Origin of the sequence: Flavobacterium sp. ASV13 (assembly GCF_000745775.1) — a bacterium.
GTDB lineage: Bacteria > Bacteroidota > Bacteroidia > Flavobacteriales > Flavobacteriaceae > Flavobacterium.
The window spans coordinates 93,180-104,408 of the sequence record NZ_JQJY01000004.1 but is presented as its reverse complement, the minus strand read 5'-3'; the positions used below and the strand labels follow the sequence as shown (position 1 = coordinate 104,408).

Here is an 11,229-nt window from a genome sequence, read left to right as displayed (position 1 = left end):
ACCTTAGATTGTTATTAGGATTAAATTATAGTTTTTAGGTACAAAGGTTCAGAGTGACAAAGGTTCAAAGTTTTTCTGATTTTAAAATCTATGTCACTTTGAACCTTTGTCACTTTGAACCTTATTTGAATTTATCAACAAAACATCAAACTCTCACGTTGTAGTAAACTATTTTTTCGTGATTTTAAAACAATTTGAAATCAGTTTTATTTCAGTTTTAAAAATTAGACTAAATTTAGTAAATGGTTTTAGAAGCCAAATTTATTCTGAAATCTCAAAAAAGACTGATTATATAAAGAATATGATAAATAAACGAATTTTTGTTGCAGGAATGGTAGCAAGTGTGCTTTTTTCGGCATGCAAAACAAAAGATTTAAAAATGAGTACGGCAAAAGAAGAAAATGCTCCAACGAATAAAGTTGTAGTTTATCAAGTTTTTACACGTTTGTTTGGAAATAAAAATACGACAAACAAACCATGGGGGACAATTGAAGAAAATGGCGTTGGAAAGTTTAATGATTTTACAGATAAAGCGCTTCATGAAATAAAGGATTTAGGAGTAACTTATATTTGGTACACAGGCGTTCCGCATCATGCATTGGTTCGTGATTACACTGTTTTCGGAATTTCAAATGATGATCCTGAAGTGGTTAAAGGCCGTGCTGGTTCTCCTTACGCAGTAAAAGATTATTATAATGTAAATCCAGATTTGGCAGAAAATCCAGCTAACAGATTACAGGAATTTGAAGCATTAGTTGATCGCACGCACAAAGCAGGCTTGAAATTGATTATTGATATTGTTCCGAATCATATTGCCAGAAAATATGAAGGGAAAAACAATCCGGAAGGCGTGCGTGATTTTGGTGCTAATGATGATGTTTCGGTTGAATATAAAAGAGATAATAACTTCTATTATATCCCAAATTCTCCTTTTGAAATTCCAGATAACGATGTTCCTTTAAACGGAGAAAAAAATCCGCTTATTGATGGAAAATTTGCAGAAAACCCAGCAAAATGGACAGGAAACGGCTCCCGAAAAGCAAAACCGGATCAAAACGACTGGTATGAAACAGTAAAAGTGAATTATGGTGTTCGCCCAGACGGTTCCAAAGATTTTCCTGAGCTTCCAGCAGGATATGATCAAAAATCATATAAAGAACATTTTGTTTTTTGGCAAGATAAAGATATTCCAAGCTCATGGAAAAAATTTAGGGATATTGCTTTGTATTGGACAGCAAAAGGTGTAGATGGTTTTCGTTATGATATGGCCGAAATGGTTCCGTATGAATTTTGGAGTTACATGAATTCTGCCATCAAAATGAAGAATCCAAATGCTTTTTTATTGGCAGAAGTTTATAACCCGAATGAATATCGAAATTATATTCGTTTAGGAAAAATGGATTATTTGTATGATAAAGTAGAAACATATGATAAATTAAAAGATGTAATTCGAGGAAAATCATCGCCAGATGGTTTGTCAGATATTCAAAATAGAATGTCAGATATTGAACATCATATGCTTCATTTTTTGGATAATCATGATGAGCAGCGTTTAGCAAGTTCTGAATTTGCAGGAACTCCGGAACGTGGAAAACCTTTAATGGTTGTTTCGGCAACGATTAGTACTTCACCAACAATGATTTATTTTGGACAAGAAGTAGGAGAGGCTGGAAATGAGGATGCTGGTTTTGGAAAGCGCTCCAGAACTTCAATTTTTGATTATATTGGAGTTCCAAATCATCAAAAATGGATGAATGACGGAAAATTTGATGGAGGAAAATTATCTGATTCAGAGAAAAGCTTGCGCGATTTTTATAAAAGACTTTTAAATTTTTCGATTAAGAGTTCGGCTTTGATGGGAAGTTTTCAGGAAATACAATCTGTAAATCGTCAAAATAATAGTTATGGCGAATTGATTTACTCGTATGTTCGTTGGTCTGAAAAACAAAAACTGATTATTATTACTAATTTTTCTTCAGAAAAAACAAGTGAATTTGAGTTAAAAGTTCCAGCTGATGTTATTTCAAAATGGAAATTGAAAGACGGTTCTTATGTACTGGTAGATAAATTATATTCAAAAAGCAAAACGTATTTTACCGTAAAAAATGGAGAAGGAACAGCGCTAGTAAAAATAGGGCCTTCGGAATCGTTTATTTATGAAGTAAATTAATTTGAAAATTTAAATGAAAAACTGGTTTAGGATAAGTTAATTTCTAAACCAGTTTTTTATATATCTACTAAAAGTGATAGTATTTCTTTAATTGAAAAAAGAGCGCCGCAAACAAATTCATCCGAAGCGCCATAATAAATTGTTAGAGTATCTCCATCTGGCGCGATAATATGGCCATTTGTAAAAACAACATTTCCAAAAAATCCGCTTAATTCGTAATCTGTTTTCGGATACATAATTGGATCTTCAGTTCTTGAAATTACTTTTGAAGGATTTTCAAGATCCATTAAAAAAGCGCCCAGACAATATTGATGATGTTCATTGGCTCCATGGTAAATTTCCAGCCAGCCTTTTTCTGTTTTTATAGGTGCAGCACCGGCACCAACACGCTGACTGTCCCAAAGTTCTTTTCTCGTCTTGATAATACATTTATGATTTCCCCAATGAATGCCATCAGGCGAGGAAGCGATCCAGATATAATTTCCGCCAATATCAACGCTGCTTGGACGGTGCAATGCATAAAATAATCCGTTTATTTTTTCTTCAAAAATGGCACAATCTTTATTATGCGGAGGCAAAATCATTCCATGTTTTTGAAAAACTTTCCAATCTGTAGTAGTTCTTAAACCAACTCCAACGCCGTTTCCCGACACTGAGGTAAAAGTTAGATAATATTTGCCTTCGATTAAAGAAACACGGCAATCTTCAATTCCGAAAGTTTCCAGAATTCCTTCTCCCACTAAATGTGGATAATCTTCCGGTTCATAGAAATGTTTTCCGTCATCACTACATAATAATCTAATATGCGACAATGTTGTCAGGTAATCAATTCCTTGGTAATTAATAACGCGGGCATCTGTAGCAATTAATTCGGGATGATCTTTTAAAATTTCTATAATTTGAATTGCGCCAGTTTCAGTTAAAATTGGAAACGATATAAGGGTTTCAATTTGTTTTGGCCTTTCTGCAACTCTTACTGCCAGCCATATTTTATTTTGAAATTGAAATACTCCGGGATTCAATAGGCAGGTAATTTCTAATCCTTCTCTGCTTGGAGGAATATCTGCAGGCGACAGCAGCGGATTTTCGATAAATCGATTAGCGATATCTTTCATGTTCTTTAAATCAGAACATTAAGTTATAAAAAAAGCTGATACTTATTTTAGTATCAGCTCTTTAATTATACTTTTTTAACTTTTTTCAAAGCTTCTTTGTAGTTTTCGTTTGCTTTTTCCCAATTTATATGTTTGTAAAAAGCATCAATATAACTTCCTTTTCTGTTTTGGTAATCAAGATAATAAGCGTGCTCCCATAAATCGATTCCTAAAATTGGAGTTCCGCGAATCACAGCGTTTTTCATTAATGGGTTATCTTGATTCTCTGTTGTTGTTACTTGTAGCTTTCCATATAGGTCAACTACCAGCCAAACCCAACCAGAACCAAATTGCTTTTCGGCCTGTCCTTTAAACTGATTTGTTAAATTGTTAAAAGAGCCAAATTCTTTATTTATAGATCCCGCGAGTGTATCTTTTGGAGTTTGTTCTTTTTGCGTCAGTAAGTTAAAATACATAGTGTGATTGTAATATCCACCAGCATTTTGACGAAGTTTAGCATTACTTAGATCCATCTTTTTTAAGATATCCTCAATCGGCATATTTTCATACTCGGTTGAAAGAATTTCTTTATTTAGATTATTCGTATAGGTAACATAATGTTTTGAATAATGTGTTTCTAAAGTAAGAGAACGGATATCGGGAGCTAATCCATCATAAGAAAATGGTAATTTTGTAAGCCCAAACGAGCCAGGCGCTACCGTTACTTCATCAGGAGATCCAATAGTAATTTTTTCTTCTTTAGTTGGTAAAGGAACCTCAACAACTTCAGTCAGTTTATTGCTATCGTTACAAGAAAATAATACAAAAAATGAAGCTAGAATGCCAAAACGAGTAATGTTTGTCTTCATAATTAATTTATTTTGATGTTAGTGAATTAATGATTTCGATATAATTTTCTTTCGCTTCATCAATTGAAATATGACTTATTTGCATCCATGCATTTGTTTTGAATGCGTCTCTTAAATCAAAATTTTGTGATTGATTATAAACTGCCGTTCCAAAAGTAGCTTGTTTATAATACGCATAAAGCCTTAACTGCACATCTTGTGGCAATGATGCCTGAGTCATATGCATTGCAGCTTCAACAGCTTCAGAAAAACGTGTATCTAAATCTTTTTCAGTCATTAAGCTTTTGTAGCTATGATTGTTTTTCCACCAATTGCTTTTTGGCCTAAAACCACATCAATTGGAGTACCTAAAGGTAAAAATAAATCTACTCTTGAACCAAATTTAATGAAACCGGCATCAGTTCCCTGAACAACCTGCATTCCTTCTTTAGCGTAATTTACAATTCTTCTTGCCAAAGCTCCTGCGATTTGTCTGTAAAGAACAGCTCCGAAAGTATCATTTTCGATTACAACTGTAGTTCTTTCATTTTCTTCACTTGCTTTTGGATGCCATGCAACCAAAAATTTCCCTGGATGATATTTGCTGAATTTGATAATTCCGTCCATAGCATAACGCGTTACGTGTACGTTTATTGGCGACATAAAGATTGAAACCTGTAAACGTTTATCTTTGAAAAATTCACCTTCGTAAACTTCTTCAATAACCACAACTTTTCCGTCAACAGGAGCAAGAATGTGGTCGCTGTTGCGAATTGCAATTCTTTTAGGATTTCTAAAGAATTGTAAAATAATAATCAAAACTACTACGCCAAAAATTTGAACTAGCATTCTAAGCCATGTAATATCAATGAACTTTTCAGCTATTAAAATCAAGGCTACTGCAAAAACGGTACCTAATAAAATGGATGGTCCTCCTTCTTTATGAAACATAATATAAAATTTGATAAAATAAAAATATAATTGGTGCTACAAATATAACACTATCTAAGCGATCTAGAATGCCTCCGTGTCCTGGCATTATTGAGCCACTGTCCTTTACGCCAGCAATTCTTTTGAATTTGGATTCAATTAAATCACCAATGGTGCCAAAAATACTCACAATTACAGCAATTATGGTCCAGATTAAAATGGATCTGCTGCTAAACTCGGGATTAGGCTGAATGTATAATTTTGATATCAAGTAACCGGCAAAAGCTGCAAAAACAGCACCGCCCAAAAATCCTTCGATCGTTTTTTTAGGAGAAACTCTTTCAAACAATTTGTGTTTTCCTATTGATTTTCCGACCAAATAAGCAAACGTATCATTTGTCCAAATCAAGATAAATAGTCCAAGTATAATTTTTGGATTGTAATCATTAGTTCCAAATGAGATTTTTACAATAAAAATAAATGGTAATGTAATGTATCCTAATAAATATAAATATTTTGAAGAAGTACTTATTTTTTGAACTGAATCATAAAACAAAAACAAAATACATTTTATAGAAACTACAATTGTTACAGCAAGTAAAACTAAATCTAACTGCTGAATATTGGTAGTTAAATCGAACTCTGAATTAAAGGTTTTGTTCAGAAATAAAGTAGTTTCTTTGTTGTAATGACTAATTAATAAAACTGTTGAATACAGCAGAATTCCAAAGACAATTGAAAATACTTTATTAAGACTTACAAGATTGCAAAATTCATAAATTGTAATAATTAAGAAGATTCCAAAAAGAATAATAAAGCTTTCAGTAGAAAACAGAATAGAGGTAAGCAGTAAAGCGATATAAACAGCACCAGAAATGGTTCTCTTCAATGTTTCGTTCATCTTAAAGATCTTCTAAAAGCAGTAAATAAAGATTTTTTGCGACACTTCCGTATTGAGTAAAATCTTCCTCTTTTGCCTTTTCGAAATATTTTATAGTGGTAATGTTGGTTGGGTAGTCTCTTTCGTATTTGCGTTTAATTGCGCTTAATCCGTCACTTTTCATTGGCAGAATCTGGCTTGTAGTAGCAATTATTACAATGTTTGCAGGAAGTTCGTTAGGTTTGTCCTGTCTGATTTGTTTTGATGAAAACAAAATAGAACCTTCATCGGCAATTAAGTTTTCGCAGGAAGCTAATAAAAATTTAGGGTTTCTAGGTGAAATATAAAGTAATTTATTTTCTTCTAATAAATGAAAAAGGGCAGGTTCATAACACAAAACTTCATTTTCAAACCAATCATTTTCTTCTAAAATATTTTCAAATTGTTCAGCAACTTCCTGTGTGTTTTCACAATACAAAAATTTACCGCCATTTTTTTTGAAATTAAAAATGAATTGTTCGTCTATAGATAAATGACTATTCTGAATAGGATTCCCTCCATATTCGCTTTCATTTTCTTCATCCGAAGCGGCATCACTTGAACCAAATATTTTTTTGAAAAAATTCATTTTTATATGAAATACTTTACATGTTAATTGAAAACGTTCAAAGATAAAAAAATCTTAATTCAAAAGGCTATTTTGAATTAAGATTTTAAAAAATATTACATATTTCTGAATAATTTACGAAACCACTTCTTCTAGATTTTTGTCAAAAGTGCGTTTTCCGAAAATTGTTTCTAAGTCATCTTTAAAAATAACTTCTTTTTCTATTAAGATATCAGCAAGCTGATTCAATTTGTCTTTGTTTTCCTCAAGAATTTGAATAGCTCTTTGATATTGGCCTTCAATTAATTCTGAGATTTCAGCATCAATAATTTTTGCAGTTTCATCAGAATATGGTTTTGAGAAATTGTATTCACTTTGTCCAGTTGAATCATAATAAGTAACATTTCCGATTTTATCATTTAAACCATAAATTGTTACCATAGCACGAGCCTGACGTGTTACTTTTTCCAAATCGCTTAATGCTCCAGTTGAAATTCGGTCAAAAGTTACTTTTTCAGCAGCTCTACCGCCCATTGTAGCACACATTTCGTCTAACATTTGATCAGTTCTTACGATTTGTCTTTCTTCTGGAAGGTACCATGCAGCTCCTAAACTTTGTCCACGAGGAACGATTGTTACTTTAATAAGTGGAGCAGCGTGCTCTAACATCCAGCTTACAGTTGCGTGACCCGCTTCGTGAATCGCAATTGCTCTTTTTTCGTCTGGAGTAATGATTTTATTTTTCTTTTCAAGACCACCAATGATTCTGTCAACTGCATCAAGGAAATCTTGTTTGTCAACAGCATCTTTATTATTACGAGCAGCAATTAATGCAGCTTCGTTACACACGTTTGCGATATCAGCACCAGAGAATCCCGGAGTTTGTTTTGCTAAGAAATCAAGATCTAAACCTTCAACTTTTTTAATTGGTTTTAAGTGAACTTGGAAAATCTCAGCTCTTTCGCGAATGTCTGGTAAGTCAACAAAAATTTGTCTGTCAAAACGTCCAGCACGCATTAATGCTTTATCAAGAACATCAGCTCTGTTTGTTGCAGCTAAAACAATTACGTTTGAGTTTGTACCAAAACCATCCATTTCTGTCAAAAGTTGGTTCAAAGTATTTTCTCTCTCGTCGTTTCCGCCAGACATATTACTTTTTCCTCTTGCTCTACCTACAGCATCAATTTCATCAATGAAAATGATAGCAGGAGATTTTTCTTTTGCTTGTTTGAATAAGTCACGTACACGAGATGCGCCAACTCCTACGAACATTTCAACGAAATCAGAACCTGATAAAGAGAAGAAAGGTACTTGAGCTTCTCCTGCAACTGCTTTTGCAAGCAAAGTTTTACCAGTTCCCGGAGGTCCTACAAGTAAAGCTCCTTTTGGGATTTTTCCTCCAAGGTTTGTATATTTTTCAGGATTTTTAAGGAATTCAACGATTTCCTGAATTTCTTCTTTTGCACCTTCTAAACCTGCAACATCTTTAAATGTTGTTTTGATATCTGTTTTTTCATCAAAAAGCTTTGCTTTAGATTTTCCGATATTGAAAATCTGTCCGCCTCCGCCAGCGCCTCCGCCAGACATTTTACGCATAATGAAAATCCATACACCAATAATGATGATGATAGGAAGTAGGCTGATTAAGATATCGCTCCAGTTATTTTTTTGAAGAAAATTGAAATCTTTTAACTTTCCTTCACCAACTGCTTTTTCAAGTTTGGTTTGGAAAATCTGATCGTTACCGATTTCTAAAGTATAATGCGGTCCTTTGTTTGGATTTTTGAAAATATCTTTTGAAACCTTTTCGTTTGCTTTGTCTTTTAATGCAGCAGCAGTAAGATATACTTCAGCTTCAGCTTTATTATAAACGATAACTTTTTCAATTTGTCCTTTTTCTAAAAGCGTATTGAATTTAGAAGAAGTCAATTGAGCAGGTTCGCTTAAGTTAGAGCCTCCGGTTGCAAAACTTATAAATAAAAAAACTAAAAGTATTGCGGTGTATATTAACCAAGGACTTATTTTAAATTTATTCGGATTTGGATTATTATCTTTAGCCATTAGAAAATTTTTTCTTTAGTATTTGTTTTCGATTGTAGTTATTTTGGCGTCACCCCAAAGGCTTTCGATATTATAGTATTCACGAATGTGTTTTTGGAAAACATGTACCACGATATGCACATAATCCATCAGAACCCATTCCGCGTTATCGGTTCCTTCTACGTGCCAGGGTTTATCTTTTAAGTCTTTAGATACTGTTTTTTGAATTGAGTTTACAATGGCGTTAACTTGGGTGTTTGAGCTACCGTTGCAAATAACAAAATAGTCGCATACAGCCGTGTCAATTTCTCTTAAGTCAAGAATATCGATATCATTTCCTTTTACTTCCTCAATCCCTTTAATTATGTTCGCCAATAGAACATCATTATTAATAGTCTTTTTCGCCATGAATTATTTTTATGAATTTGTAAAGTTACCAAAATTTGTGATTATTTTTGAACCTTAACAAAATATTAAATTAAGTTAATTTAAATTACCTGAATGAAACTAATCAAACTCGATGCCATAGATTCTACAAATGACTTTCTAAAAGCAATATCAAGCAAGGATGAATTGGATAATTTTACTGTGGTAACGGCTGAAAATCAGACAAAAGGCAAGGGGCAAATGGGCTCAAAGTGGCAGTCGGAATCAGGTAAAAACTTAATTATGAGTGCCTTGGTAAAGGATTTTGTGTTTGATAACGAACAGGTTTTTAATTTAAGTTTAATAGTGTCATTAAGTGTCATTGAAGTGCTAAAATCATTAAATATTCCTGATTTAAGTATAAAATGGCCAAACGACATTATGTCATATAATAAAAAAATCGGTGGCATACTAATTGAAAACACCATCAAAAGTGATGGCAGGATCGTGTCAGTTGTTGGCTTGGGATTGAATGTTAATCAGACTAATTTTGATGAACTACCAAATGCCTCTTCTTTGGCCGTAATTTTAGGAAAACCTTTTGATAAAATGATATTACCTGAATTGATTATCGAAAAAATCAAAGAAAAAATCAATTCCTGGGAAACCTCAGCATCTGTTTTTTGGAATGAATACTATAACACATTGTTCCGAAAGGGTATTCCAATGCCTTTTAAAAATCTTAATTCTGATAATTTTGGGCAAAATTTCATGGGAATTATCCAAGGTGTTTCATCAACAGGAAAATTGCAAGTTTTGCTTGAAGATGATTCGGTTTCAGAATTTGAGATTAAAGAAATTCAAATGCTTTATTAAAAAGGTTCTAAGTTTCTAAGATGCTAAGATTCTGAGTTTTTCTTAACTAAACTGTTTAACTCGGATTGATTATTGTTTTTGCTTTTGGCCCTATTTTTCTGTTCCAGTAAATGATGTAGAATGTGCCTAAAATGGATGGCATTATCCATGCAATTAAACTGCCAATTCCTAATCCGGCAACTATGTAAGCTGTAATTGAAGCGATTAAAGCGCCAACCATTTTTCCAATGTGTTTTGAAAGCCAATTTCTATTGGTTTCTGAAAAATTTCTGAAAAAGATAAAATCTTTAACGGTCATAAAAAGTCCGAATCCGCCGAAAAATGTGAATAATATTCCGTTTGAAATATTGTTTAGCTGACAGTATAAACCAATTGAAATCATTATTATAGAAAAGAAAAGCATAGTTCCCGAGATTATTCTGTCTAATAAATCAGCTTTCGTTTTTGTTTTAAAACTCAAAGCTCTGTTTCCGGAAATAACTAAATAGATTGTAAATAATCCGATAAGGAATAAAAAGATGTTTTGATGTTTTGGCATCCAGCAAATTGGTAGTGAAATTAAAGAACTGGTTATCATTCCGATGGAAAATAATTTCCCCATTCTTTTATGTAGTTTTCCGCCTTTTTTAACAACGATACTTCCAATTCCTGTAATTAGTCCAAGTCCGCCAAAAAAAGCGTGAATGTAAATTAAAATCTTAATAGCTGGTTCCATTTTGATATGTTTTAGTTTGATGATTCAAACTTCGATCAATATTTCAACGGAGAATAATTTTTGTTTCTGAACTGTAATTTTTTACGGATGAAATGTTTTTTTTTTAAGATGTTATCCCGATAGCTATCGGGACTAAGATGCTAAGTTGCTAAGCTTTTTTTCTTTTACAGTAGAGTAGGTCAGCAAAATTTGCGTAAAAAAAAAATGCCCGATTTTAGTCGGGCATTTCATTTATAATTCACAATTAATAATTTACCATTATTAAAGTTTATTCATATTGTTCGCTAGAGTTTCGATAAACTTGCTGATTGGTCCTTTGATCATCATCGCCATCATCGCGTTGAATTCGCCTTCAAAAAATAACTGAACAGCACTTTCTGAATCAGAAATACTGTCAATATTTGAAGTCAAAGTAAACGGAAGTTTATCACTCGCAGCACCTAAAACAATTTTGTTTGGAGCCACTTTGTCTTTCATTTTTAATTTGATTTCCGGCATACCTTTCAATCCAAAAATAAAAGCGTCTTCGCCAGTCACTTCAAATTTAGCAATGTTATCCGGCATTAATTTTTCAAAATTCTTTACGTCAGTCAGTTGGTCGAATAAATCCTGAGCTGATTTCTGAACTGTAACTTTTGGACTTTCTAAGTTCATATTGTTTTTTGTTTTTTATTTGTTTTAAAGAATGACAACAAATTAAATT

Annotated in this window: 12 protein-coding genes; 2 read left to right on the top strand and 10 right to left on the bottom strand. The window is 32.8% G+C overall.

The genetic code is table 11. The annotated features are described in order from the left end of the window. Positions 1 to 301 precede the first annotated feature (301 nt). Entirely contained in the window at positions 302 to 2,170 is a 1,869-nt protein-coding gene (locus GQ47_RS11090; protein WP_035649346.1) for an alpha-amylase family glycosyl hydrolase, read from the top strand. 56 nt (positions 2,171 to 2,226) lie between these two features. On the opposite strand, the gene GQ47_RS11085 is transcribed toward GQ47_RS11090, so the two are convergent. From GQ47_RS11085 to rsfS, 8 genes are all read right to left on the bottom strand, one after another. Continuing rightward, complete coding sequence (locus GQ47_RS11085; RefSeq protein WP_035648418.1) at positions 2,227 to 3,285, bottom strand: glycoside hydrolase family 130 protein; 1,059 nt, start codon at positions 3,283 to 3,285, stop codon at positions 2,227 to 2,229. A 65-nt stretch (positions 3,286 to 3,350) separates the two neighbouring features. Beyond that, positions 3,351 to 4,133 (bottom strand): superoxide dismutase, encoded by a 783-nt coding sequence (locus GQ47_RS11080; protein ID WP_035648416.1) that lies wholly within the window; start codon positions 4,131 to 4,133, stop codon positions 3,351 to 3,353. Between the two features lie 7 nt (positions 4,134 to 4,140). After that, positions 4,141 to 4,410, bottom strand: a complete 270-nt coding sequence (locus GQ47_RS11075; protein ID WP_035648415.1) for an acyl-CoA-binding protein — start codon at positions 4,408 to 4,410, stop codon at positions 4,141 to 4,143. Next, entirely contained in the window at positions 4,410 to 5,063 is a 654-nt protein-coding gene (locus GQ47_RS11070) for a phosphatidylserine decarboxylase family protein (protein WP_035648413.1), read from the bottom strand. Before GQ47_RS11070 ends, GQ47_RS11075 begins: the two co-directional genes overlap by 1 nt. Continuing rightward, positions 5,053 to 5,943 (bottom strand): phosphatidate cytidylyltransferase, encoded by an 891-nt coding sequence (locus GQ47_RS11065; RefSeq protein ID WP_035648411.1) that lies wholly within the window; start codon positions 5,941 to 5,943, stop codon positions 5,053 to 5,055. Before GQ47_RS11065 ends, GQ47_RS11070 begins: the two co-directional genes overlap by 11 nt. Position 5,944: 1 nt before the next feature. Then, the gene (locus GQ47_RS11060) at positions 5,945 to 6,550 is read right to left on the bottom strand and encodes a lactate utilization protein B/C (RefSeq protein ID WP_035648408.1); all 606 of its coding nucleotides are present in this window, start codon (positions 6,548 to 6,550) and stop codon (positions 5,945 to 5,947) included. 114 nt (positions 6,551 to 6,664) lie between these two features. Then, complete coding sequence (ftsH, locus tag GQ47_RS11055; RefSeq protein WP_035648406.1) at positions 6,665 to 8,590, bottom strand: ATP-dependent zinc metalloprotease FtsH; 1,926 nt, start codon at positions 8,588 to 8,590, stop codon at positions 6,665 to 6,667. Between the two features lie 15 nt (positions 8,591 to 8,605). Then, complete coding sequence (rsfS, locus tag GQ47_RS11050) at positions 8,606 to 8,977, bottom strand: ribosome silencing factor (protein WP_007809313.1); 372 nt, start codon at positions 8,975 to 8,977, stop codon at positions 8,606 to 8,608. A 93-nt stretch (positions 8,978 to 9,070) separates the two neighbouring features. On the opposite strand from rsfS, the gene GQ47_RS11045 reads away from it, so the two are divergent. Then, positions 9,071 to 9,811, top strand: coding sequence for a biotin--[acetyl-CoA-carboxylase] ligase (locus tag GQ47_RS11045; protein WP_035648404.1), 741 nt, complete (start codon positions 9,071 to 9,073; stop codon positions 9,809 to 9,811). Positions 9,812 to 9,866: 55 nt separating this feature from the next. Here the strand turns inward: GQ47_RS11045 and GQ47_RS11040 are convergent, their stop codons facing one another. Beyond that, positions 9,867 to 10,526 (bottom strand): hypothetical protein, encoded by a 660-nt coding sequence (locus GQ47_RS11040; RefSeq protein WP_035648402.1) that lies wholly within the window; start codon positions 10,524 to 10,526, stop codon positions 9,867 to 9,869. Between the two features lie 261 nt (positions 10,527 to 10,787). After that, the gene (locus tag GQ47_RS11035) at positions 10,788 to 11,180 is read right to left on the bottom strand and encodes a hypothetical protein (protein ID WP_035648399.1); all 393 of its coding nucleotides are present in this window, start codon (positions 11,178 to 11,180) and stop codon (positions 10,788 to 10,790) included. Positions 11,181 to 11,229 lie beyond the last annotated feature (49 nt).